Annotated in this window: 23 protein-coding genes, 1 other RNA gene and 1 other annotated feature; of the genes, 10 read left to right on the top strand and 14 right to left on the bottom strand. The window is 49.9% G+C overall.

Annotated elements, in window-relative coordinates:
* Positions 1–32 precede the first annotated feature (32 nt).
* The 3 genes from BZG81_RS06370 to BZG81_RS06380 form a co-directional block, all read right to left on the bottom strand.
* Complete coding sequence (locus BZG81_RS06370; protein ID WP_077459796.1) at positions 33–1862, bottom strand: methyl-accepting chemotaxis protein; 1830 nt, start codon at positions 1860–1862, stop codon at positions 33–35.
* Between the two features lie 110 nt (positions 1863–1972).
* Positions 1973–2383 carry a hypothetical protein gene (locus BZG81_RS06375; protein ID WP_131825307.1) on the bottom strand — a complete coding sequence of 137 codons (411 nt, stop codon included), beginning with the start codon at positions 2381–2383 and terminating at the stop codon, positions 1973–1975.
* Entirely contained in the window at positions 2352–2615 is a 264-nt protein-coding gene (locus BZG81_RS06380; RefSeq protein ID WP_021022110.1) for an FAD assembly factor SdhE, read from the bottom strand. The genes BZG81_RS06375 and BZG81_RS06380 overlap by 32 nt, the downstream gene beginning before the upstream one ends.
* A gap of 215 nt (positions 2616–2830) precedes the next feature.
* Between BZG81_RS06380 and ygfZ the strand changes: the two genes are divergently transcribed.
* Positions 2831–3814 (top strand): tRNA-modifying protein YgfZ, encoded by a 984-nt coding sequence (gene ygfZ / locus BZG81_RS06385; RefSeq protein ID WP_077676996.1) that lies wholly within the window; start codon positions 2831–2833, stop codon positions 3812–3814.
* Positions 3815–3972: 158 nt separating this feature from the next.
* Here ygfZ and gcvH read toward each other — a convergent pair whose 3' ends face one another.
* The 4 genes from gcvH to BZG81_RS06405 form a co-directional block, all read right to left on the bottom strand.
* Complete coding sequence (gene gcvH / locus BZG81_RS06390) at positions 3973–4371, bottom strand: glycine cleavage system protein GcvH (RefSeq protein ID WP_021022112.1); 399 nt, start codon at positions 4369–4371, stop codon at positions 3973–3975.
* Between the two features lie 182 nt (positions 4372–4553).
* Positions 4554–5789: an FAD-dependent 2-octaprenylphenol hydroxylase gene (locus BZG81_RS06395; RefSeq protein WP_077660077.1), complete on the bottom strand. Its 1236-nt coding sequence runs from the start codon at positions 5787–5789 to the stop codon at positions 4554–4556.
* A complete protein-coding gene (gene ubiH, locus BZG81_RS06400) occupies positions 5786–6976 on the bottom strand; it encodes a 2-octaprenyl-6-methoxyphenyl hydroxylase (protein WP_077676997.1) in 1191 nt (396 codons plus the stop codon). The genes BZG81_RS06395 and ubiH overlap by 4 nt, the downstream gene beginning before the upstream one ends.
* Positions 6977–7033: 57 nt before the next feature.
* Entirely contained in the window at positions 7034–7612 is a 579-nt protein-coding gene (locus tag BZG81_RS06405) for a UPF0149 family protein (RefSeq protein ID WP_077459801.1), read from the bottom strand.
* A gap of 345 nt (positions 7613–7957) precedes the next feature.
* Between BZG81_RS06405 and zapA the strand changes: the two genes are divergently transcribed.
* The 5 genes from zapA to serA all read left to right on the top strand — a co-directional run bounded on the left by zapA (position 7958) and on the right by serA (position 11407).
* Positions 7958–8263 carry a cell division protein ZapA gene (zapA, locus tag BZG81_RS06410; protein ID WP_077459802.1) on the top strand — a complete coding sequence of 102 codons (306 nt, stop codon included), beginning with the start codon at positions 7958–7960 and terminating at the stop codon, positions 8261–8263.
* A 3-nt stretch (positions 8264–8266) separates the two neighbouring features.
* A non-coding RNA gene (gene ssrS / locus BZG81_RS06415) (6S RNA) lies at positions 8267–8449 on the top strand.
* 27 nt (positions 8450–8476) lie between these two features.
* The gene (locus BZG81_RS06420; protein WP_021022117.1) at positions 8477–9049 is read left to right on the top strand and encodes a 5-formyltetrahydrofolate cyclo-ligase; all 573 of its coding nucleotides are present in this window, start codon (positions 8477–8479) and stop codon (positions 9047–9049) included.
* Positions 9050–9164: 115 nt separating this feature from the next.
* On the top strand, positions 9165–9824 hold the full coding sequence (gene rpiA / locus BZG81_RS06425) for a ribose-5-phosphate isomerase RpiA (protein ID WP_077669340.1): 660 nt from the start codon (positions 9165–9167) through the stop codon (positions 9822–9824).
* A gap of 353 nt (positions 9825–10177) precedes the next feature.
* Positions 10178–11407: a phosphoglycerate dehydrogenase gene (gene serA, locus BZG81_RS06430; RefSeq protein ID WP_021022120.1), complete on the top strand. Its 1230-nt coding sequence runs from the start codon at positions 10178–10180 to the stop codon at positions 11405–11407.
* Positions 11408–11477: 70 nt separating this feature from the next.
* Here serA and yaaA read toward each other — a convergent pair whose 3' ends face one another.
* Together yaaA and BZG81_RS06440 are read right to left on the bottom strand one after the other, a co-directional pair.
* The gene (yaaA, locus tag BZG81_RS06435) at positions 11478–12251 is read right to left on the bottom strand and encodes a peroxide stress protein YaaA (protein ID WP_077459804.1); all 774 of its coding nucleotides are present in this window, start codon (positions 12249–12251) and stop codon (positions 11478–11480) included.
* Between the two features lie 70 nt (positions 12252–12321).
* Complete coding sequence (locus tag BZG81_RS06440; protein ID WP_241827366.1) at positions 12322–13746, bottom strand: alanine/glycine:cation symporter family protein; 1425 nt, start codon at positions 13744–13746, stop codon at positions 12322–12324.
* A gap of 239 nt (positions 13747–13985) precedes the next feature.
* Between BZG81_RS06440 and BZG81_RS06445 the strand changes: the two genes are divergently transcribed.
* Complete coding sequence (locus BZG81_RS06445) at positions 13986–14165, top strand: DUF3545 family protein (RefSeq protein WP_025674805.1); 180 nt, start codon at positions 13986–13988, stop codon at positions 14163–14165.
* Positions 14166–14295: 130 nt separating this feature from the next.
* On the opposite strand, the gene ung is transcribed toward BZG81_RS06445, so the two are convergent.
* Entirely contained in the window at positions 14296–14997 is a 702-nt protein-coding gene (gene ung / locus BZG81_RS06450) for a uracil-DNA glycosylase (RefSeq protein ID WP_077676999.1), read from the bottom strand.
* Between the two features lie 652 nt (positions 14998–15649).
* On the opposite strand from ung, the gene grcA reads away from it, so the two are divergent.
* Positions 15650–16027 carry an autonomous glycyl radical cofactor GrcA gene (gene grcA, locus BZG81_RS06455; protein ID WP_021022125.1) on the top strand — a complete coding sequence of 126 codons (378 nt, stop codon included), beginning with the start codon at positions 15650–15652 and terminating at the stop codon, positions 16025–16027.
* 58 nt (positions 16028–16085) lie between these two features.
* On the opposite strand, the gene thrC is transcribed toward grcA, so the two are convergent.
* Genes thrC through thrA form a run of 3 tightly spaced genes read right to left on the bottom strand, consistent with a single transcriptional unit; the run spans position 16086 to position 20790 of the window.
* Positions 16086–17372, bottom strand: coding sequence for a threonine synthase (thrC, locus tag BZG81_RS06460; RefSeq protein ID WP_077459807.1), 1287 nt, complete (start codon positions 17370–17372; stop codon positions 16086–16088).
* Positions 17369–18328 (bottom strand): homoserine kinase, encoded by a 960-nt coding sequence (gene thrB / locus BZG81_RS06465; RefSeq protein ID WP_077459808.1) that lies wholly within the window; start codon positions 18326–18328, stop codon positions 17369–17371. The genes thrC and thrB overlap by 4 nt, the downstream gene beginning before the upstream one ends.
* Before the next feature lie 2 nt (positions 18329–18330).
* Positions 18331–20790: a bifunctional aspartate kinase/homoserine dehydrogenase I gene (thrA, locus tag BZG81_RS06470; RefSeq protein ID WP_077576420.1), complete on the bottom strand. Its 2460-nt coding sequence runs from the start codon at positions 20788–20790 to the stop codon at positions 18331–18333.
* Between the two features lie 25 nt (positions 20791–20815).
* Positions 20816–20933, bottom strand: a sequence feature (Thr leader region).
* 164 nt (positions 20934–21097) lie between these two features.
* Here thrA and aceK point away from each other — a divergent pair.
* Entirely contained in the window at positions 21098–22837 is a 1740-nt protein-coding gene (gene aceK / locus BZG81_RS06475; RefSeq protein ID WP_028569570.1) for a bifunctional isocitrate dehydrogenase kinase/phosphatase, read from the top strand.
* A 108-nt stretch (positions 22838–22945) separates the two neighbouring features.
* Positions 22946–23419, top strand: coding sequence for a hypothetical protein (locus BZG81_RS06480; protein ID WP_198533633.1), 474 nt, complete (start codon positions 22946–22948; stop codon positions 23417–23419).
* 1 nt (position 23420) lies between these two features.
* Here BZG81_RS06480 and BZG81_RS06485 read toward each other — a convergent pair whose 3' ends face one another.
* Entirely contained in the window at positions 23421–23903 is a 483-nt protein-coding gene (locus BZG81_RS06485) for a putative 4-hydroxy-4-methyl-2-oxoglutarate aldolase (RefSeq protein WP_077677000.1), read from the bottom strand.

A 23903-nucleotide genomic window follows, 5' to 3' on the forward strand; every position in this document is an offset into this window, starting at 1 on the left:
AACAACGGCCAGTCTCTCGACTGGCCGTATGATTAGCTTTTAAATTCACTTACGGCCCGCTCTAAGTTAGCAGCTTCTTCTGCGACTTGATGAGCAGCTTGACGGTTTTGGCTCGCGCGTTCAGTACTCGTCTGGGCAATGTCTTGAATGTTGTGCACGTTCTGGTTAACTTCTTTAGCAACCGAGCTTTGCTGCTCTATCGCCGTCGCAATATGCGTACTCATATCCATAATCTGTTGCATATCTTGCATAATCTGTGACAGCTCTTGCGAGGCGGCATCTACTTTGGTGACAGAGCTTTCGCCATCTTCTCGACTTTGCTCCATACGCTCTGCAACTGACTGTGTTTGCGCCTGCAGCGAGGTAATAATGCCCGATATTTCATCGGTCGATTGCCGGGTACGAGTTGCTAATTGACGCACTTCATCCGCGACTACTGCAAACCCTCGTCCTTGCTCCCCCGCACGCGCGGCCTCGATGGCAGCATTGAGTGCCAGCAGATTCGTTTGCTCTGAAATGTCTTTAATGACATCCAATACCGAGCCAATGGTCTCAGACAGCTTACTCAGTTCAAGCACCTCGTTACTGGTATTGCTGAGTGTCTCGGCCAATGTCATGATCATCGTCCGGGTATCATCCACCACTTGCTGTCCATTTTGCGCACGACCTAGGCTGGTTCTCGCGTTATCAGCCGCCTGATCGGTATTGCCGGCAATATCCCGAATCGTGCTTTCCATCTCATTCATCGCCGTTGCAGCATGGGTCGTTTCATCCAGCTGCGTCGCCAGTGCGGTGCCGGTTTGCGCCGTGCGAGACTCCACCTGCTCTGCGCTTTGGTGTAAAGCCTGCACCGCTCGGCTAACATCGACCACCATTTTTTGAATACTACTCAGCATCTGATTGACATCGTTTGCCATCAGTGAAATTTCATCTTGCCCAGTCTCATCGGCGCGCAAGGTCAGATCCCGTTGCTGAGTAATGGCCGCCATCTGCTGACTGAACAGCGCGATGCGCCGTTGAATACCTCGGTTCATCCACAGAGAAACCACCGTCATGATGATCGCTAACACCAATACTATCGACCCCGTCACTATCGTGGTCTGGCGTAGCGCTTGATCGATCGCTTGCTGGTATTCTTTGCTTAACGCGTCAAACATATTTTCCACTTGATGCGTTTGACTCCGTATCTCGCCCAAAAGCCCTTTATCTGGCGCCAAACCTAATGCTTTTTTCTGCGCAACAACGTTTTCAACTTCAGACTGGTGAGCTTTAAACAGTGCCAATAGATCACCTTCAAGATAATCTGTTAAGGCATCCATATGATTTTGGTATTGGTCGATGTAATCCAGATGACTGCTTTGAACAAACAGCTTGGCGTCCGCCACTAACAAGCGAGCACTGCTTTCTAGCACAATATCGTTTTCAGTTGCGGCCACGAGCGCTTGACTCGCGCTTTGCATTTGGCCTCTTAAGCCTTGCTCTGTCGTTAAACCTAATGTTTGGTAGCCGTCACCCAGTTCGCTGAACCCATTTGCATAAGCTTGCATGGCTGTCTTAACGTCATCAATCGTGACGGTTTCTAACCCAAGGGAGGCACTGCGTGCTCGAAAGTCGGTCAGTTGCTGATTAAAGGTTGCGACGTTGTTTTCAAACCGAGAGAGGTATTTGGGATCCATCCGAGCAAGAAAGTCTTTTTCATTACGGCGTAAATTAAGAAGTACGACCTCGAGATCGGACACCGCGGTTAACTGGCGATGCATTTTATCTAACCGCGTTTCAGCGTTCCACGCCGCTGCCATCACAGCGAGTAATGCCAACACCGACATCACGGTAAGAGAAAGCAACTTGTGTTTTATTTTCATAACGACCCTACAACACCTTCAGAGCAAGACTGGATTAATCACGTACTTGCACTAACTATCGGCGATGTTAGGAAAAAGTAAAGCAAGGCAACCAAGGTGTCATAAATATGTCACAAATTATCCTGCTTTGGTTGACAATAATGCCGATAAATCAGACGAAAATGATAGTCCGGCAAGCCATGGCGCCACAAATACAAACAGCGCGCATCCGATTGCGCTTTGAGCATCATCAGCCAAGGCGTCGCCCAGATACATGTGATGGGTTGGCGTTCGCCGCTGGGTAGCCTTATCCAATCATCAAAATACACAGTGACACAGCCGGTACTCTCGACCAGTCGGTGTTGAAAGTGAATCAATTCACGGACAACGTGAAGCGTCAGGAAAGCACGCGCGCAAAGCGGGAGGGACACATGCACCGCCAATAGCCATGCCACCATCATGCCGACCAGGAATAAACAGACGGTGACATAGCGCGGGCAATGGAGTTGGCTATGTACGCAACTTACTTCGGTTATAGGCAACCACCTTCTCGACAACAGAGACCATCTTGGGGTCGTCAGGTTTACCATGCCCCATCAGCCAGGCAAACAGATCCGGGTCGGCGCTTTCTAAAAATGCGACAAAATCCTGTTTTTCATTTTCATTCAATGTGTCGTAGCATGCCTCAAAGTAGGGCATGACTAATACATCAAGCTCCAGCATCCCCCGACGGCATGCCCAACGAATTCGCGCTTTATCTTCAGTGTTAACCATGTTGACCTCTATCACTGATATCAGTGGATGGATACTATCAACGCCAGGGTCTGGCGACCACTTTTCCCAAAAAAGAAACGACGAATCTGAGAGCTCTCTAGCGTTAATCCGTCGTTTGGCGCAATACCCTTACAATACAAAGGCTGACAAGCCTGTTATGCACCATTACTATACGAGAGATAGCCTGTGTTTTCTCAACGGAGAGCGTGATTTATATGAGCGAATGGTATCAAACCCAAGCTTTTGAGCCTGTGGCACAACACCCCAGTGACCAGACGCCGGAACTGGCCATTGTTGCCCTCGATAGTTGGGCGTTAACCAAAATTAGTGGCGACGACACCAAGTCATACTTACAAGGCCAGCTCACTTGCGATATTGAGCAACTCGACGTGGATCAATCGACCTTAGCGGCGCATTGCGATCCAAAAGGTAAAGTCTGGTCCGTGTTACGTTTTTTCCACTTCCAAGATGGCTTAGCCATGGTGCAGCCGGCATCGATTGAGGCAACCCAATTACAGGAAATCAAAAAATACGCCATCTTCTCTAAGATCGCATTTGATAAAGTCGACTGCGTACTTCTTGGCGTGGTTGGCGCCCAAGCGGAAAAGTGGGTGACTGACCACTTTGGCCCACAAGGTAACGTCCGCCAGGGCGAGCAGGGAACGGCGGTGATGATCGCGCCTCATCGTTGGTTACTCGCGATCACTCCCGATGCGGCAACCGCGCTCGTGAATCAGTATCAGTCGTCCGCGGTCCTTCTCAGCAGTGAATATTGGGATCGATATGAAATCGATGCCGCACTCCCTCGCATAGAAGCCGCAACCAGTGGTGAATTTATTCCTCAATCGTTGAATTTGCAGGCATTGAATGCGATCAGCTTCACCAAAGGCTGTTATACCGGCCAAGAGACCGTTGCTCGCGCTAAATACCGAGGAATAAACAAACGGGCTATGTATAAACTCACAGGACAAGCCACACATACACCGGTGGCAGGGGATAAAATCGAGCGTTCTGTCGGTGAAAACTGGCGCTCTGGTGGAACCGTGATTGCCGGTTACCGTCAAGCTAATGGCCAGGCAGCAGTGCTAGCGGTTCTGCCAAACAACCTCGATGACGAGACAGCATTTCGCCTAGCGGATGCGCCAGAGTTTATCTGGCAGCGTGAGCCTCTACCTTACTCTCTGACTGACGATAAATAAGTGGTGAGCTTGACATCTCCCCATGCGGCTTGGCAAACACAGGTGACCGCGGCGCTTGATCACGCCGACGTCACTTACCGGGAAGCCAATAAACAGAAAGGGATCCCGCCAGGATCCCTCACTTGTCAATGCTAGTGGCACACGGTTGGTACTACACCTTAATCGGCATCTTGGTCGCCTAAGGTTTCTTCATACCCTTGTGCATCAAACAAGGCATCAATTTCTGATTCATCAGTGGCTTGAACTTGAAAGAGCCAACCATCGCCGTAAGGATCGCTGTTGACTAATTCTGGGGCGCTATCCAACTCCTCATTCACGGCGATCACTTGCCCGGAAATCGGCGCATAAATATCTGACGCCGCTTTGACCGACTCGGCCACTGCGCAATCATCCCCGGCATCAAAGGTGTCACCTTCATCGGGTAAATCAACAAAAACCATATCACCAAGCAACGCTTGAGCATGATCGGAAATGCCAATGGTGAAGAGGCCTTCCCCTTCAGGACGCACCCACTCATGCGTCTCAGTAAATTTTAATCCGGATGGAATATCGCTCATAATATTGTTCCTTGTTAGACCCAGTGACCTTGTTATACCCAATACTCAGGTTGTAGCCAGTGCTCTGGTTGTACCCAGTGCTAATGTGCAACATCCGTCGGTAAATACAAACTTCCAGACAAGCTGTTCGTCATGCTATTTAGCATATTTTCTTTTTTTCGCCAATTTCCGTTGTCACACGATCAAGAAAAATGGGCGCGCCGAGCAGGTGGCTTCGCGAGATCAGGGAGCTCTCCCTCTAGCCCCAAGGCTTTGGCCATAAAGGGCTGTTTGGCGCCGGGTAGGTGATTCACCGCGCGCATACCCACACCACGAACGAGCTTTTTCACTGGGTTTTGACCATCAAACAAGCTCCGGAATCCCTGCATCGCCGCAATCATTTGCATGGCTTCCGCTTTACGCCAACGCTCGAAATGACGCAGTGACGCATACGCCCCGACATCTTTCCCTTTTTCTGAAAGTTGCGCGAGTGTCTGTGCTAACGCGGCCGCATCTAACATCCCTAAATTCACCCCTTGGCCGGCAAGCGGATGAATGGTATGTGCGGCATCACCGATAAGGGCAATGCGCTCAGAGGCAAAATTCTGAGCATAACGCATGGTAAGAGGATAACTCGCACGCGGTCCGGCCACCTCACATCGGCCTAATCTAGCGTCAAAGGCAGCCGTGAGCGCCCGCTCGAATCCATCAGACGCCATGTCGCGATACTCCGACGCTTGTTCAGGCGGCACCGACCAAACAATGGAACATAAATGCGGATCGGACAGTGGTAGAAACGCTAAAGGGCCATCAGGCGTAAAAACCTGACGCGCAACGCCTCGATGAGGGGCTTCTGTACGTACCGTTGCCACCACAGCATGGTGTCCATAATCTCGCTGAACCAATGGAAAGTGTGCTTGCTCGCGCACCCATGAGCGAGCGCCATCGGCTCCGACAACCAGCTTTGTCGTCACACCACCTCCCGAGGCCAATTGCAACCAGGTTTCGCGCTCACCTTGCATCATAGACTGGCACTGCTCAGGCATGAGCATGGTGACATTACTCTGCTGCTGCACTTTGTCGAGCAGGGCAAGTTGAATCACGCGGTTTTCAACAATGTGTCCTAGGTTTTGCTGACCAAATGCCTGTGCGTCAAAATCAATTTGCGCAAAGCTATCTTTCTCCCAAACGTGCATTTTTTGATAGCTTGCCAGTCGGCGTGCGACGATACCCGGCCAAACATCTAAGGCACGAAGCATATTCTCGCTCGCGCGACTCAGTGCCGATACACGGTTTTCTGGTAGATCGTCTAGTGTTGTTACCGGTTTTTTACCTTCAATCACAACGATGCGTAAGTCCGTTTCTGCCAGTGAGGCGGCAAGTGTTAGCCCCACCATTCCACCACCTACAATCGCGACATCTGCATTGATCATCTTCATTTCGGTTCTACCCATCCTATGGTGCGTTGCACGAGGGGTTGTTTCACCCTTTCTATGGTCGACATCAACCCCAAACCTGCGTTCCGTGCGGCCGCGAGTAGTGCACTCTGATTAGAAAAAAGATGAACGAGCCCTGATGTTAGTGCGACGGTTGTATCTCTGTCTGGCTGGCGTTGACTGGCATAATCCATCAGGACCGGTATCGCGCCAATATCTTGCCCGCGCTGGAAGGCTGCGCTGACAGTTTGAGCCAGCGTGATGACATCTCGCAGGCCGAGGTTAAAGCCTTGCCCTGCAATGGGATGTAAACTTTGTGCTGCGTTGCCAACCACCGCCACACGATGACTCACCGGCCGCACGACCTGATTGAGCACCAGCGGGTACGCATGACGTTCTCCGACATGAAGTAACTTACCAAGACGCCAACCGAAAACCTGTTGTAAGCGTTGTAAAAAAACCGAATCGCTGACTTGGGTGAGCGGTTGCGCCTCATCGGGAGTCATGCACCACACTAATGAGCAACGTCCTTGCGACATGGGCAGTAACGCGACGGGCCCCGTGTCGGTAAAACGCTCAAAGGCGTGACCTTGATGCGGAAGCGCCGTAGACACATTGGCAATCACAGCCACTTGGCCAAAGTCGTGCTGCTGCCGGGGGAGATGGAGCAAACGACTACAAGGCGAGCGACCGCCATCAGCGGCAATGAGTAATGATGCCGTTAGCGATTGTCCTTGTTTAAGTGTGACAGTAACAGCGTCAAGCTTTCGCTCAATCGCGATCACTGCATCAGGACAAAAGACATCGATGGCGGGACGCGCATGCAGTTTTTGGTGCAATACCGCGCCGGCATCTGCCAGTTCAATGACCTGACCGAGATATGACACGCCCTGCGTTTGCGCATCAATATGCGTTTGCCCAGCATGACCACGATCTGAAACGTGAATATGTTGGATCGGTGTGCCAAACGGCGCCAACGCCTCCCAAAGTCCCAGTTGATCAAAAGCAGCGCAACTGCCCTCGGCTAACGCGATACTCCGCGCATCATAACCTGGGTGATCACCATGGTTTGGCACCATCGCCTCAACGACCGCAATACGTAACATCCCGCCACTTAGCGTATCTAACGCCAGTGCCGCGGTTGCGCCGGCCATTGCACCACCAGCAATCACTATGTCATAGGCTTTCATCCTACTTTTCCTCACCCTGAGTCATCACCACGCCTCAAACCGCAGACGTCATTGCGGTTAATGGCGTGTTTTTGGCGTCTCGTCGTCAGTTTCAAGACGTGCGCCAAGCTCGGCATGGACAACCAAGCTACACACACGCACATGCTCAACAACCTGCTCAAGCAAGTCCGCTTGCTCTTGCAAATCCCCGTCTTCGTCAATCCCTAACTGCGCCACTTCCTTTAAATCGCTGAGCGCTTCTGTGACGTCTTTGGATAGTTTACGCCCCTTTGTCCCAATCAGACCAACGCCAGCAAGAAAGGTATTAATCCATTCCACTAACGCTTCTGCACGGGCAACGACACCCGAGTGTTCATCATCCGGAACATAAATATCGAGATCTAAATCCGTTCCTGTCAGTTGGGTTTTCAATTGATGGTAGCTTTGCATGGCCAAGGTTTTTGACTCGGTCGGCCAGCCCATTCCTTGGTTGGTATAATCATAAAGCATGGTTAGCCAACTCCCCTCTTCCAGTGCCAAGCCACCACTTAGCATGCCGGCGATCAATCCATGCATTTCTGCCGGCGTAACCGCCAGGCTATCTGCTGTTAATATTTCTGCAGTCTTCGCATATGCGGGTAAACGGGTTTCAGTCACAATGTTGCCCTTGGTCGTGCGCTCAAAAATAAGTGGGTTAGTTTAGCATTTCACACCACAGGGCTGAATCACTCATCGAAAAAACCCGTGATTCTTGGCCAGCTTGTGCGATGCAGAATTATTCTGTCCATTATGGTGGCCACAAGCCCAGTGTAAAAGCAGGAAGGCCGTTGCCACGATGATAAAGATCAACCCCTCGGTGTCCATTTTTGTCTAAATTCTCTGCATCACTCACCAAGGCGGCTTTCGATGTAGTGTATTCGGGAAAATAATTGCTAGAATAGCGCCATTATTCTGTATCTGGCCCTCGACATTGCGGGCCGTATGAGGAGCCAGCTTGGGACTATGAACACACAACCGGTTGAAATTAAAATCCTGGATCGCCTTGTTCGCGTCAATTGTCCGCCTGGACAAGAGCAAGCGCTTAAAGATGCAGCAAACGAGTTCGATCAACGGTTGCATCGGCTGGCAGAGCGCACTAAAGTAACCAATACAGAGCAGCTAATTGCCATTGCCGCTTTGAATGTTTGTCATGAATTAAATGATGCCAAACAAGCGTTGGAGACAGTTGAAGATCAGGTCAAGCAACGGACCGCCCTGATGACTGCCCAACTCGATAAAGCAGTGGCAGTGCAAGGATCGCAAAAATAATCGAATTCCCTGGGGTGTTTGTCAGCGGATCAACGTCCCTGAGCCGATAAGCAAACCGAAGGGTGTGTTGTTATAAGCTACTGAGCAAGCTCGGCTCGTACCGAGAAGCCTACGGTTTATACTACCCACCCGCCTTGAACCAGCGGGTTCAAGGGCCATCGATCCCAACGGCATCCCGGGGCCCTCCTTTACAGGCTAGCATTAAGGACAGTTATGCAGCCCAGACAGCAGATTCGCCAAACCATCCGTCACGCGCGTCGCCAGCTCTCGCCTGAACAGCAAACCGAGGCGGCCCAGCAGGTTGCGGCACGCTTTATGACATTACCTGACGTCGTTCATGCGCAGCGTATCGCCTTATACCTCTCTTTTGACGGTGAGTTGGACACCCAACCGGCAATCAACGCCTGCTGGCAGGCAGGAAAACAGGTTTATTTACCGGTTGTTCATCCGTTCAGTCGCGGCCATTTGCTGTTTTTACAGTACCACCCTCACACGCGCATGCGCCTTAATCGTTATAACATTGCCGAGCCCACTTTAGATATTCGCACCCTGATCCCTAGCTCAAAACTGGACATCATCGCCACGCCATTAGTGGCTTTTGACGCCGACGGCCAGCGCCTAGGCATGGGTGGCGGCTATTATGATCGCACGCTGGGTTTGTGCGCGCCAAATGCGACCGCCATTGGCCTCGCCCATGATTGCCAACGTTGGCATTCATTACCTTGCGAGCAATGGGATATTCCTTTACCCCATATACTGACACCAAGCCAACACTGGCATTGGTGAGCCATCATTTCGCCAACTTAGACGTTGACTCGCATCGATTTCGCGACCCATAGCCTGACGCCACGATTTGGCTTCGCTATAATCACGCCTTATTCCCCGTTACGCAGGAGTTACCATGACCCAGGACGAAAAGAAAAAAGCCACCGGTGAAGCGGCGGTAGAGTATGTTAAACTAGGCAGCATTATTGGCGTTGGCACCGGCTCGACAGTGAATTACTTTATTGATGCCCTTGAGCCAATGAAAGAAAAAATTAAAGGGGCGGTATCAAGCTCAGACGCGTCGACCAAGCGCTTAAAAGCGCTAGGGATTGAAGTCTTTGATGCCAACGAAGTGGGTCACCTCGATATCTATGTTGACGGTGCGGACGAAATCAATAAGCGCAATCATATGATTAAAGGCGGCGGCGCCGCATTGACGCGCGAGAAAATTGTTGCCGCCATTGCCGATAAATTTATCTGTATTATCGATGATACCAAACACGTCGATGTGCTTGGCGAGTTCCCTCTCCCTGTCGAAGTCATCCCAATGGCCCGCTCTTACGTGGCACGAGAGCTTGTCAAGCTGGGCGGTGATCCTTGCTATCGTCAAGGCGTGGTGACTGATAACGGCAATGTTATCCTGGATGTTCATAACCTCAAGATTCAGGATCCTAAAGGTCTCGAAGATACCATTAATGGGATCCCGGGCGTGGTGACTGTAGGCTTATTTGCCAACCGTGGTGCCGATATCGTCCTAACCGGCACCGATTCCGGGGTGAAAAAAGTGGCAGAATAAACGCATAATCCTGCAGATCAACGGCTTATACCCGCCCATTAGCAGCATTAAAAACCAAACGTTTGCGCTCAATGTAATCAATAAGTTAAAAGCACCTTTTTAAAGGTGCTTTTTTTATGGCATAGAACGGATAATTCTTACCCCTTATATGAATTTTTGTTATCTTGGTCACTGTTCTGATACCGGTTCATCGCAGGCCCATGTGCGACTTGGCGTAAAAAGATCAGGCTACTGACCACGTCACCCGTTGCACTGTCTTCACCAGAAATCTAGGGGAAAGGGTGACGATGCCTCCCGGCGTTCAGGCGCAACATTGCGACCCACTATTGTTTCTAAGGAAGAGAACAGCCCACATGTCACACTATTCATTGGACAAGAATAAGATAAAAATTTTACTGCTCGAAGGCGTCCACCCCACAGCCGTTGAATCATTCAAACAAGCGGGTTACACCAATATCGAGTATCACAAAGGCTCACTCACCGGTGAAGACCTTGAAACCGCGATCAAAGACGCGCATTTTGTTGGGTTACGCTCACGTACCCAGCTCACCGAAGCTGTTTTTAAGCAGGCCAAAAAACTGGTGGCTGTCGGATGCTTTTGTATCGGGACCAATCAAGTTGATCTCGATGCCGCCGCGAAACGCGGTATCCCGGTTTTCAACGCGCCCTTCTCAAATACTCGCAGCGTCGCCGAGCTCGTACTGGGTGAAATTTTGTTGCTACTGCGCGGCATTCCTGAGAAAAACGCCAAGGCTCACCGTGGCGAATGGTTAAAATCGGCTGAACGTTCTTACGAGGCGCGCGGCAAAGTGCTTGGGATCATTGGCTATGGCCACATTGGTACTCAGCTCAGTATTTTGGCCGAAAACCTCGGGATGCGAGTCTATTACTATGATGTCGACAACAAGCTTTCACTCGGTAATGCCATTCAAGTTAACTCGCTAACGGAGTTACTGAATCGCAGTGATATTGTTTCTTTGCATGTTCCAGAAACCGCAAGCACACAAAATATGATTGATGCCGACGCGTTCGCACGCATGAAGCCGGGTGCAATCTTTATTAATGCTTCACGAGGGACCGTGGTTGATATTGACGCGCTCTGCGGCGCTTTAGAAAGTCAGCACCTCGCAGGGGCCGCTATCGATGTCTTTCCTGTGGAACCAAAAACCAATAAAGAAGCGTTCAGTTCACCGCTGCAGGCCTTTGATAATGCGTTACTCACGCCACATATTGGCGGCTCGACCCATGAAGCCCAAGAAAATATTGGCCTTGAAGTGGCAGGAAAATTAATCAAATACTCGGACAACGGGTCGACACTATCGTGTGTTAATTTCCCTGAAGTGTCATTGCCTGAGCATCAAGGTCGCTCACGCTTGCTGCACATTCATGCCAACCGCCCGGGTGTGCTCACCAAAATTAATACCACCTTTGCCGATGAGGGCATTAACATTGCTGCTCAGTATCTACAAACGTCGGCACAGATTGGTTATGTGGTCATTGATGTGGAGATGGAGCAAGCGGATAAAGCATTGAAAAAACTCAAAGCCATTGAAGGCACCATACGTGCACGTATCTTACACTGAGATAACGCGCCAGTAGCGTCGATCAAAAAAAGCCCCAAATGGGGCTTTTTTACCACTCACAGTCTTGTCTTTACTGCTCGTCGCGCAGAAATACCAACTCATTACCTTTAGACAGTTCTTCACTGAAGTAGTAACCAGCAACATCAAACCCTTTAATATCTGTCACGGATGTCGCTCGTTGATCAATCAGATAACGCGCCATCATCCCACGGGCTTTTTTCGCGTAGAAACTGATCACCTTGTACTGCCCATTTTTGCAGTCTTTAAAGACGGGCGTGATAATATCACCTGCGAGTTTTTTCTTGTTGACCGCTTTAAAATATTCATTGGAGGCGAGATTGATCAGTAGCGGATTGTCTTGCGTCGCTAACGTCTCGTTGAGTGCATCTGTGATGATATCGCCCCAAAACTGGTACAAGTTATCGCCACGCGGCGTCGCTAACTTGGTGCCCATTTCCAGGCGATAAGGTTGCATCAAATCAAGCGGACGCAATAGGCCATAAAGGCCAGAAAGCATTCGAAAATGCGCTTGTGCCCAGTCAAAGTCCTGCTCTGACATCGAATTTGCATCCAAGCCTGTATAGACATCCCCTTTAAACGCCAAGGCTGCAGGGCGAGCATTGTCAGGTGTAAATGTCGGTGACCACTCAGCAAAGCGTACCGCGTTCAGGCTAGCAATTTTATCACTCACCTTCATCAATGAGCCGATATCGGCAGGCGTCAGTTGACGGCATACCGCTATCAACGCCTCTGAATGCGGAGTGAACTGCGGCTTTGTGTATCGTTCGGTTGGTAACGGTGACTCATAATCCAGCGTTTTTGCCGGAGAAACCACAATCAGCATTTTGCTAACCCCTTTGTTGTCTGTCTATCGCTAAGCCTATCATTCCGGTGCAAAAAAAACACCGTTGCCCCTAGCGCTTAGGAAGCGGCCACGCTTTTTCATCTAATTGGGTATGTAACTCAGGAAACCGGCGACTATCAAACACAGGCACCCGCCCTAACGAACGTTGTGTGTGATAGTCGGCCGCGAGACGTTTCACTATTCCCGACAGCAATAAAATCGCGATCATATTGACGAGCGCCATCATCCCCATGGATGCGTCTGCCAGCGTCCAAACAAGCGGTAGCTCCGCCAATGCACCAAACATGACCATACCTAAAACGAGCGCACGAAAATAAGGGAGTGCCGGACGCCAGCGGCCATTGATAAAAAGTAGATTGGTTTCAGCATACGAGTAATTGGCAATAATCGAGGTGAATGCAAAGAAAAAAATCGCCACGGCAACGAATTGTTCTCCCCACCCCCCAACTTGTGCACTCAGTGCCCGCTGTGTTAATTCAACCCCCGTCACTTCCCCCCCGGGAATATACTCTCCAGACAGAAGAATGATCGCCACGGTTGCGGTACAAATCACCAAAGTATCGACAAAAACTCCGAGCATTTGCACATAGCCTTGAGAGACAGGATGTGGCGGATAAGGCGTCGCTGACGCTGCCGCGTTCGGGGCAGATCCCATCCCGGCCTCATTCGAAAACAAGCCGCGTTTAATCCCTTGGATCATGCCTTGCGCCAAGGTATAACCCAACGCGCCGGATGCCGCCTCATGTAAACCAAACGCGCTTTTTATCACCAGCATAAAGACGGCTGGCACCTGATCAAGGTGCATGATCACCACATACAAGGACAGCGAAAGATATAGCAGCGCCATCACTGGGACGACGACTTCTGCGGTTCGGGCTATCTGTCGCAGACCGCCATAAATAATCAACCCACTGACCAGCACCAACCCTGCGCCTACGTATGCAGGAGGCCAGCCAAACGCCACTTGAGCCGCTTGCGAAATAGAATTGGCTTGGACCGAGTTAAACACCAACCCGAAGGCGAGAATGAGTAAAATAGAAAAAAGGATCCCCATCCAACGCATGCCAAGACCATGCTCCATATAATAAGCCGGCCCACCGCGAAAATAACCGTCGGGATCTTGTACCTTATACACTTGCGCCAAGGTACTTTCGGCAAAGGCCGTTGCCATACCAAGAAATGCCATCAGCCACATCCAAAAAATGGCACCCGGCCCACCTAACGACAATGCCACCGCCACACCGGCCATGTTCCCCGTGCCCACGCGCGCCGCGAGTCCCGTACAAAGGGCTTGAAAAGAGGAAATGCTACCGTGGTCATGGCGGCGGCTATGACGCATAACAGAGAACATATGCGAGAAATGACGAAATTGGATACCGCCCAACGTCAGCGAGAAAAAGATACCTCCGCCAATGAGCACATAAATGAGTACCGAGCCCCAAATCAGATCATTGATAAAAGTGAGTAGGCTCAATTGACTGTCCCTCGTCATATTAAAAAGGAATGATGATATGGCGCGCAATCTTCGCGTGAACGGCTACCGAGGTCAATTTAAACTCGCCGCTGTTGAGTGAATCGTCACTGATTTGGAAAATCAGTGAGCGCAATCTCATAAAAACTTCATCTCACTGCCACAAATGAGAAATAGTTCAATTTTATGTTAGGGGCGAGTGTGGTATCAAAAAACTAACCGCAAGGTGAAAAGAGGTGACTATGGAAAACATTGCCTTTAACGATATGTTTGAGCAAGACCCACCACGGCGCAATGGACGCGCAAAACCAGTCAAACGTAAATGGAGAGAAATTGAAGCGCTGAAAGATAAACAGCGGCTAAAAAAAGAATTGGAAGACATCGATATTTTTGGCGATTTCTCTCAACTGGACCTCGATTAACTCACCCTCAACATAAAATGACTAAAAGGTGCTCAATGAGCACCTTTTTTATCTTCAATCCGACGCGGATCCGTCCGCTTAACGCTCATCTATCCGCTTAGCGTCTATTTATCGACTAGCGCTTCACCGTTCATTCATGCTTATCCGCTGTCTCGTCATCTAAACGCGGTTGCCAATCAATCGGATTGCTTCCCTGCTCGAGCAAATATGCATTGGTTTGTGAAAAGTGTTTACAACCAAAAAAACCACGATGAGCTGAAAGCGGTGAGGGATGAGGCGCCGTCAATACATAGTGGCGATCACGGTCAATGGCTTTGCCTTTTTTTTGTGCATGTGCCCCCCACAGTAAAAAAACAACGCCTTCGCATTGCGAATTCACCACATCGATCACGCGGTCAGTCAATGTTTCCCAACCTAACTTAGCATGTGAATGCGCTTTCCCCTGCTCCACGGTCAGCACCGTATTGAGAAGTAACACACCCTGTTGCGCCCAGCTTTGTAAGTAACCGTGGGAGGGGATCTTAAAACCGTCAATGTCAGTCGCAAGCTCTTTATAAATATTGACCAATGAAGGCGGTGTTTTTACCCCTGGCCGTACCGAAAAGCTCAGTCCATGTGCTTGGTTCGGTCCGTGATAGGGATCTTGACCCAAGATCACCACCTTTACATCACCAAGCTCGGTGAATCGAAAAGCATTAAACACATCGTCTTTGGGAGGAAAGATCGGAACGCCCTTGGCTCTTTCACCGTCGACATACGCTAAGGTATCGCGAAAATACGCGTGTTGTTTTTCCTCGGCCAGCACCTGCTGCCACGTTTGCGCCTGAGTCATGGTTGCTCCTTATCATCACACCGGCGCTATTTTAACGAGGCAGCCGCTTAAAATCAGTGGGGAGTCCGATCTTTTGTTCGCTCGGTGTGGGCGTGATAGTGACGCTSGCAGCGGCCTTGAACCGCACGGTTTGGCGTTGGCAAGCTAGTACGGGGCATGGTCGTGATTGGCTGAGTCATAAGTCGCTCCTTATCTCGCTACAAAAGTGTCGCCTCTTTATGCAGGCCATATTGCTTATGAAAGATTAATGCCAACCTTTTAATTCCATAATAATCATGTAATTAAAACAAACCCGCCAACTCACACCTACGTCGTTGCGCACCAGTGGTGCAATGTTGCTTCTCGATTGCACACAGACAAAACCTGACAAAGCCAGTCCGCGCAGTCAATGAGCGCATAAAAACTTTCATTTGTAATAAAATAACAACATAGAAAGATTGTTTAATACGAATAGGTTTTTATTGCACTTAAATACGTGCTACATAACTGAAATAAATGAACTTATGTTGATGCAAGATAAATACCCGCCCCCTAAAAATGGTCACAAGTTGACCTAAATCAATATATATACATCGAAAAAGGCGTATACATAAGGGCTCAAAATGATGAAATCTTACATCATTAAAGTCACTATCAATAAAGGGGATAGGCCATGATCACCGGCATTCAAGTAACCTCAGCGGCCAATGATGACCTTATCAATTCTATCTGGTTGATCAATAAAGACGCAGACCAAGCTCGTTGTGTTTGTGCAAAGCAGGGCTTTGAAGCAGACCAAGAAGTTGCTTTGTCTTCTTTGGGTGAGTTTGACTATCGCGAAGTCGAAATCGAAACCCAAGCCGTTAACGAAGGCGGCCAGCATCTCAACGTTAATGTACTGAAGCGCGAAACGTTGGAAGATGCCGCCAAGCATCCAGAGAAATATCCGCAACTGACCATTCGCGTATCAGGGTATGCCGTCCGTTTTAACTCGCTAACACCTGAGCAGCAACGTGATGTGATTACTCGCACCTTTACTAGCTCGCTATAAACAAAGGTCGAATACACCCAATAAAAAGCCCGCTACGTAGAGAGCGGGCTTTTTTTTATTACGCGTTTGCCAATCGAAGTAAATACGCCCTTAAAGCGGTAAAATCAGCGTCTTGCTCGCTAGATAACAGTGCCATCTGCGCATGCTTGGCTAACGGACCGGGCAAGGGAATATCTTTTTCTAAAATGGCATCAACCGACTCTTTAAACTTCGCCGGATGAGCGGTACATAAAAAGATCCCTTCTTCCCCATCTTCAAGTTGCTGCTCAAGTAACCGGTAAGCAATTGCCCCATGAGGTTCACATAAATAGCCGGCTTGAGCCAACGCGCGTAAGCTCTCTGCCGTTTCTTCATCGTCTGCCCACCCAGAGGCGAGCTCAGCTAACGGCCATTGCTGACGGCGGAACAGCTCTTCAATACGGGGCCAATTATTCGGCTGACTCACATCCATCGCATTTGACAAGGTTGCCACGGTTTGATGCGGTGCCCACTGACCGGATTGCAAATAACGCGGTACCGTGTCATTGGCATTGGTTCCGGCAATAAACCGTTTAATCGGTAACCCCATCGCTTTGGCCAGTAACCCGGCCGTCAGGTTGCCAAAGTTACCACTCGGCACGGCCATGACCAATTGATCGCGTTTGTGCTTGGGCACTTGGGCGACCGCTTCAAAGTAGTAACAGATTTGTGCCATCAAACGGCTGATATTGATCGAATTTGCCGAGTTAAGCCCTATCGTCTGTCGCAGTTCGTTATCATCAAAGGCTTGTTTGACGAGGCTTTGGCAGTCATCAAAGTCGCCATTAATGGCGACGGTATGGATATTGCCGCCAAGGGTACAAAAGAGCTTTTCCTGCAGTGGGCTGATTTTGCCTTTTGGGTATAAGATCACCACATCAATATTGTCGATCCCATAAAAGGCGTGAGCAACCGCGGCCCCTGTATCCCCGGACGTTGCAGTCAAGATAGTGATCTTTTTACCATCAGACACCGCTGCAATTGACTGCGCCATAAAACGGCCGCCGAAGTCTTTAAACGCCAATGTCGGCCCATGAAAAAGCTCGAGCGCATGAATATGTTCGCCCACTTGCTTAAGCGGAGCGTCAAAATTAAACGCTTCGCTGACCAGCTCACGCACATGACTTTTGGGCAACTCCTCGCCAATCAGTGCCGACAAGATCTCGGTACTGCGCTCAACCAATGGCATGGCAAGCAGTGCATCCATGTCATCAAACTGTGGCAAAGCATCGGGAAAGAACAGCCCTTGTCCACGTCCTAACCCTTGCTGAACCGCTTGAGAAAACGAAACGACTTCGCTGTGATCTTTTATGTTGTAAAGCTTCATGCATGACTTCCTATTGCTTTTGCGCCTTGTCCATCAATGCGACATACATGAACAAAGCCATCGTTATTTTGTACATACTGCTCACGCAGCCATTGCGCCAAACGTTCAGCAACCTGTTGATCGTCACAGACACTAAACAGGGTGGGTCCTGAGCCGGATATTCCCGTAGCCAATGCCCCACAGTTTGCCGCGTGCGCCCGTGCTTCAGCAAAACCAGGGAGTAATTTTTGTCGGTAAGGTTCAGCAATCACATCACATATTAAACTGGCCGCCAGTTTAGGTTGTTGGGTGTGACACGCATGAATAAAACCACCGAGATAACGGCCGTGTGCGATCACATCCTGACGGCGATATTGCGCGGGTAAAATAGTACGGGCCTCTGCCGTCGATACCTTGATACCAGGATAGGCCATGACCCAATACCAGTTTTCAAAGTGCGGCACCGCTTGACTGATCACGCCTTGGCTTTCGAGCATGAGCTGTAACCCACCGAGGTAACAGGGCGCGACATTATCATAATGAAGACTGCCTGAAATCGATGCCTCCATTTCTCCCATTAGCGCCAGCATGGTGGTTTCATCTAACGCATGATCGTGAAAGCGGTTTAACGCATCCAAAGCGGCCACAATCGAACAGGCGCTAGATCCCAGCCCCGACCCGATCGGCATATTCTTTTCCAATACCATAGCGACAGGTTTGACCGACTGATTATTCGCCTGCAAGGCTGCGGCGTATGCCAGGTAAGCTTTGTACACAATGTTATCTTGCTCATCCGGCGGTAACTTATCGGTAAAGCGGCCTTGGCAGCGCAATGAAAAAGGCGTTTTTCCCCCATCAGCTACTTCAACCACATCGCCAAGTAAACTGCCGTCGATAGGGCTAACTGCGGCGCCCAACACATCAAAGCCAACACTGACATTACCAATCGATGCTGGCGCATAAACACGTACCGCCATGGTTATACTCCCAATTTCCAGCCGAGTGTTCGCATCAGATCCGCAAACACCCCCGCCGCCGTTACGGCAGTACCTGCGCCGTAACCGCGCAGAACTAACGGAATTGGCTGATAGTAGCGGCTGTAGAATGCCAGTGCGTTTTCACCGTCTTTGATTTTATTCATTGGATCATCACTGGCAACAGCTTGAATTTTCACAAAGCACTGGCCGTTCTCAATCCCACCAATATAACGCAATACTTTCCCTTCTTGCGCAGCCTGCTCCGACCATTGCTTAAAATAAGCATCCGCTTCAGGAAGCCGAGCCATAAAGCTGTCGACGTCACCGGATTGATCAAAGCCTGGCGGTAAGGCCGGCTCCACGTTGACGTCATCGAGTTCAAGCTCCATGCCAGCCTCTCGAGCTAAGATAAGAAGCTTGCGCGCCACGTCCATCCCGGACAAGTCATCCCGTGGATCCGGTTCGGTAAAGCCGTTTTCTCGCGCCACGTTGGTAGCTTCACTAAAACTTGCCCCTTCATCTAGTTTGCCAAAGATGTGAGACAGTGAACCGGATAAAATACCGGAAAAGCGTGACAGTTCATCCCCGGCTGCAATCAGGTTTTGCAAGTTTTCGATCACAGGTAAGCCAGCACCAACCGTGGTCTCGTACATAAACTTACGGTGGGTTGCACGCGCCGCCTGACGCAGCTGGTGGTAATACGCAAGGCTACTGGTATTGGCTTTTTTGTTCGGCGTGATCACATGGAACCCCGCCTGTAAAAACGCCGTATATTGGTCAGCGACTTGTTGGCTCGAGGTGCAGTCGATCAGCACTGGGTTAATAATGTGATTACGCTGCACTAACTGGATCATGCCGGCCAAACTGAAGTCGGAAAGATGATTGGGTAAATCATCGCGCCAGGTATCCAGATCAATGCCTTGGCTGTTCAGCCACATGCCCTTGCTATTGGCCAACCCACACACACGCATCACAATCCCTTGCTGACGAAGCTTGGCCTGCTGACGACGAATTTGCTCGATGAGCTCGCCGCCGACCCCACCGACCCCAACAATGAAGACATCCAAATGGTGCTGGCTATTAAATAAGTTTTCGTGACAGGCTTTGACCGCCTCGGATACCCGCTCTGAGGGAACAACAGCCGAAATTGCACGCTCTGATGAGCCTTGAGCGATGGCAACAATATTGACATTCACTTCCGCCAGAGAGGTGAAAAAGCGCGATGCGACCCCTTTTGATGTGCGCATACCATCACCCACCAAGGAAACAATTGAAAGATCATCGATAAACTCAACCGGCTCGAGCAAGCCGTCTTTCAACTCGAGCTCAAAGTGGATACTCAGTGCTTTTTCTGCTTTGGTTTTATCTTGGTTTTGAATACAAAAGCTAATGCTGTACTCAGAGGATGATTGAGTGATAAGAACAACCGATACCCCAGCCGACGACATGGCGCCAAACACACGTGATGCCATCCCCACCATCCCTTTCATGCCCGGACCTGACAGGTTCACCATGCTCAAGTCACTTAAGGTTGTGATCCCTTTAATTGGCAGCTTATCCTCGCCACTATCATCACCAATGAGGGTGCCTGCACCTTGCGGGTTGGCGGTATTTTTGATGAGGCAAGGAATATGGAACCGGGCAATCGGCGCAATGGTTTTAGGGTGGAGAACTTTGGCCCCAAAATAAGACAGCTCCATCGCCTCTTGGTAGCTCAGTGATTTTAGCAAGCGTGCATCAGGCACTAGACGCGGATCACAGTTGTAAACGCCATCAACATCAGTCCAGATCTCACAACATTGGGCGCGCACACACGCAGCCAGCACAGCAGCCGAGTAATCAGAGCCATTTCGCCCTAACGTAACCAGCTCACCGTTTTCATTTCCGGCCATAAAGCCTGGCATCAGCCCGATATGTTGCGCCGGGATCGGAGATTGTTTAAATCGCTGCGATGACGCTTCGATATCCACTTCGGCACTTAAATAACTGCCCGACGCAGCAAAATAATTAACGGGGTCAATATCAAACACGGCATAGCCACGAGCTTCTAAGAGCGCATGCATTGCCGCTACCGATAAACGCTCCCCTTTGCTTACCACGCGCGCATAGGTGCTATCGGGACACAAACCGAGCAGGCTCATGCCGTGCACATATTGACGAAGCTGTCCGAGACTACGGGTTAATTTGTCAAATAGAGGCTGAGTTTCAAGGTTAGGTTGACACTCGGCAAGCCCATGAAAAAGATCGGTAAAAAGGCTTTCTAACTCTTTAAGTGGCAGCTCTGCCTCACCATGTTTGACCGTGTTGTCGACCACTGAGACCAAAATATTGGTGACTTTAGCAGGCGCGGACAAAACCGCAGAGACATCACTTTGTCCTTGATTACTCAGAATAATATCGGCAGCGCGGCTAAATCGTTCGGCATTGGCCAACGATGTACCACCAAATTTTAAAACTCGCATCCTTTTGGGACCTCTCTCTTTAAGATAAAAAAAAGCCCGTACCTGGGAAGGTACGGGCTTTTTTTGGAAATTCTGTGCGTATCAGCCCGCACCAACACAAAGTGTGCCAGTAATAATGGTGGTTGTGGTGGTCAAGGTGCTGATCGTTAGTTGCATGTGTGTTGCGTTTATCATTTATTTTGTTGAGTTCCCCTTAGGTGTATCGAATCATGCTGCCAAGGTCAACAAAAAAGTGATGCCGATTGCTTTTTCAGCAAAACTCTGCGAGCTTGAACCGAGGGAAAAACGTTCACGGAAAGGAGCGAAAATGACACAGGACGCCATGGCGCAGCTGGTTGCAAACACCATCTTACAAGGCTCGGATGCCATGTACGGTCGCTTTCTCGATGTGACATCGGGCGCACAAGAACGCTTTGAACAACAAGATTGGCAAAGTGTGCAGCTTGCACTTAAAACGCGTATTCAATTTTATGACCACCATGTTGGCTTAGTCAGCCAACAGCTCCGCGCGATGCTTGGGAAAGAACACGCCACTCGCTCGTTTTTGATGGCGGTAAAAGCGGCCTATATCCGGTTGCTCGATGATTACCCGCGCTACGATATCGCTGAGAGTTTTTTTAACTCTGTCTACTGCCGGATCTTTGAGCATCGGAATATTCGTCGTGACAAATTGTTTGTGCAAAGCGCTCAAGGGGGACGGATTCCTAAGTACCCCACGCCACTACTTCGGCGGTTTCAATCTCAAGCAGGCATTTATGCCACGCTAGAACGAATGCTAGATAGCACACCGTTTACCCTACCTTGGCGAGATAAAACCGGTGATCTTAAGCGAATAACCCAAATCCTGCAGGCGCGCTTTGGCCCCCAGCTCACAATGAGCTTCACCCTTGAGATGGTCCGTCAGCCATTTTTCCGTAATAAAGGCGCGTATCTAATTGGCAGGCTCGATATGGCCAATCAACGCCGACCGCTGGTATTACCGCTCGCGATTTCTGATCACGGTGAGCTCTATATTGATGCCTGCATTACCGACAGTGATGACGTCAGTATCGTATTCGGCTTCGCTCGCTCCTACTTTATGGTTTACGCTCCGGTACCTGCCGCTTTAGTCGACTTTCTCAATCAGCTCATGCCCAATAAAACGCCCGCAGAGCTCTACACCGCCATCGGATGTCAAAAGCATGGTAAGACAGAGTTATACCGTGAGTTTCTTCATCACCTGGAAAACTCAGACGATTTATTTGATATCGCCCCCGGCGTAAAAGGCATGGTGATGTCTGTATTCACCCTCCCCTCATACGGGTTTGTGTTTAAAATCATCAAAGATAAGTTCGCACCGCAAAAACAAATGACCCATGCCCAAGTGCGGGAGAAATACCGGCTGGTCAAAGAGCATGACCGTGTTGGTCGTATGGCCGACACCCAAGAATACCGTCATTTTATTTTCCCTCGCGATCGGTTTAGTGACGCATTAATCGACGAACTGCTCGCGGTGGCGCCGTCTTGCATCACGGTGACCGACAGCGAAGTACGGATTCGCCACCTATACATGGAGCGGCGAATGATCCCACTTAATATCTATTTAGAGCAAGCGGCACCCGAGGCGATTTCCCAGGCGGTACAAGAATATGGCGATGCATTAAAAGAACTGGCCGCCGCCAATATCTTTGCCGGCGATATGCTGTTTAAAAACTTTGGTGTCAGTCGCCACAACCGGGTGATTTTTTATGATTACGATGAAATCGCGTATTTAACCGAGGTTAACTTCCGCCGTATTCCTCCGCCGCGTTACCCTGAAGACGAATTAGCGGCTGAGCCATGGTACAGCGTGGGAGAGAACGATGTATTCCCCGAGGAATTTCGTACCTTTTTACTGGTTAACCGAACGGTGGCAAAAGAGTTTGATCGTCTTCATCCTGAGCTATTTGAGGCGGCCTATTGGCAACAACTGCAACGTCAAGTGAAAGCGGGGCATTTTCACGATGTACGCCCATACAACGATGAAAACCGCCTGAGTCATACACAGATGGCAATAAAACCAGCTTGATCGTCACAGATCATGGGCTACAAAACGTTTTTTTGTCTACACTCACGATAGCGAACAAACAAGAACCCACCGAGCTCAGCGTTAATCAAAAGCTAAGAGGCAAAGGATGTGAGCGTAAAACAACTAGGATGGTTGGCCCTCGCCCTACACGTCGTGGCGACACCCGCGTGGGCTGAAAAACTCACGTGGAACACCGCACCTGAATTGGCGTCAGAGCATTTTTTTATTCAGTCTATTCCCTCGGCGAGCCAAGGCTTTGACAGTTGGACGGTCCAATCAGGCTATCGCTATCCACTACAGAATGTCTCTGTCTACATAGGAACACAGTTAAAAAGCGAGACTGCGCAATCGACCAGCGCGCATGGTTTACTCAGCGGCATTGATTATCATTTTACCGACAAGCTACGTGTGTCGAGCCAGATTAGCCATGACAATGATAACGCCTTAATTGATCAATGGGGCGTCAGCAGTCGCTACCAATTTAGCGACGCTTTTGGCGTCAATGCCGGACTAGATGTTGAGTTTGATGCCGACGCCGCCCCCGAATCTATCTATCAACTCGGGGTAGGGCTAAGTTTTTGATTCACGTGTTTAGCGGCTTGGTGCACACGATCACACCATTTTGGTCTGCATACAGATAATCCCCCGCTGTCAGGGTGATCCCCGCAAGCGTAATCGCCACATCAACCTCACCTTGATCGTATTTGTGCGTTTTAATTGGACACACCCCCAGTGCTTTTATGCCCAGCGGTAAGGTGGATAAGGTTGCCGCATCACGCACGGGCCCGGCAATCACAATCCCCGCCCAATGGTTATCGACCGCACTTTGTCCAATTAAGTCGCCTAACAAAGCTCTATCCATGGCACCTGAACCGTCAACGACCAACACCTGCCCATCACCGGGCGACGCCAATAACGCCTTCACTTTCGAGTTATCGCGATAGCAACGCACCGTTCGCACTCGACCTTCAAAGCCACGTTTTGCCCCATAGTCAAACCATTGCATCGGAACCCATTGCACCGCGTCAGGGTGTTGGTCACATAAGTCAGGCAGTTTATCGTCCAT

The organism is Salinivibrio sp. MA607, from assembly GCF_001996245.1.
GTDB lineage: Bacteria > Pseudomonadota > Gammaproteobacteria > Enterobacterales > Vibrionaceae > Salinivibrio > Salinivibrio costicola.

Excerpts from the sequence above, each read along its gene's own strand:
- zapA (WP_077459802.1), top strand. The coding sequence starts at position 7,958 with ATGAACACACAACCGGTTGAAATTAAAATCCTGGATCGCCTTGTTCGC.
- gcvH (WP_021022112.1), bottom strand. The coding sequence starts at position 4,371 with ATGAGCGATATTCCATCCGGATTAAAATTTACTGAGACGCATGAGTGG.
- BZG81_RS06445 (WP_025674805.1), top strand. The coding sequence starts at position 13,986 with ATGGAAAACATTGCCTTTAACGATATGTTTGAGCAAGACCCACCACGG.
- BZG81_RS06485 (WP_077677000.1), bottom strand. The coding sequence starts at position 23,903 with ATGGACGATAAACTGCCTGACTTATGTGACCAACACCCTGACGCGGTG.
- BZG81_RS06370 (WP_077459796.1), bottom strand. The coding sequence starts at position 1,862 with ATGAAAATAAAACACAAGTTGCTTTCTCTTACCGTGATGTCGGTGTTG.
- serA (WP_021022120.1), top strand. The coding sequence starts at position 10,178 with ATGTCACACTATTCATTGGACAAGAATAAGATAAAAATTTTACTGCTC.
- BZG81_RS06420 (WP_021022117.1), top strand. The coding sequence starts at position 8,477 with ATGCAGCCCAGACAGCAGATTCGCCAAACCATCCGTCACGCGCGTCGC.
- aceK (WP_028569570.1), top strand. The coding sequence starts at position 21,098 with ATGACACAGGACGCCATGGCGCAGCTGGTTGCAAACACCATCTTACAA.
- yaaA (WP_077459804.1), bottom strand. The coding sequence starts at position 12,251 with ATGCTGATTGTGGTTTCTCCGGCAAAAACGCTGGATTATGAGTCACCG.
- ung (WP_077676999.1), bottom strand. The coding sequence starts at position 14,997 with ATGACTCAGGCGCAAACGTGGCAGCAGGTGCTGGCCGAGGAAAAACAA.
- thrB (WP_077459808.1), bottom strand. The coding sequence starts at position 18,328 with ATGGCGGTACGTGTTTATGCGCCAGCATCGATTGGTAATGTCAGTGTT.
- thrA (WP_077576420.1), bottom strand. The coding sequence starts at position 20,790 with ATGCGAGTTTTAAAATTTGGTGGTACATCGTTGGCCAATGCCGAACGA.
- BZG81_RS06380 (WP_021022110.1), bottom strand. The coding sequence starts at position 2,615 with ATGGTTAACACTGAAGATAAAGCGCGAATTCGTTGGGCATGCCGTCGG.
- grcA (WP_021022125.1), top strand. The coding sequence starts at position 15,650 with ATGATCACCGGCATTCAAGTAACCTCAGCGGCCAATGATGACCTTATC.
- BZG81_RS06395 (WP_077660077.1), bottom strand. The coding sequence starts at position 5,789 with ATGAAGATGATCAATGCAGATGTCGCGATTGTAGGTGGTGGAATGGTG.
- thrC (WP_077459807.1), bottom strand. The coding sequence starts at position 17,372 with ATGAAGCTTTACAACATAAAAGATCACAGCGAAGTCGTTTCGTTTTCT.
- ygfZ (WP_077676996.1), top strand. The coding sequence starts at position 2,831 with ATGAGCGAATGGTATCAAACCCAAGCTTTTGAGCCTGTGGCACAACAC.
- rpiA (WP_077669340.1), top strand. The coding sequence starts at position 9,165 with ATGACCCAGGACGAAAAGAAAAAAGCCACCGGTGAAGCGGCGGTAGAG.
- ubiH (WP_077676997.1), bottom strand. The coding sequence starts at position 6,976 with ATGAAAGCCTATGACATAGTGATTGCTGGTGGTGCAATGGCCGGCGCA.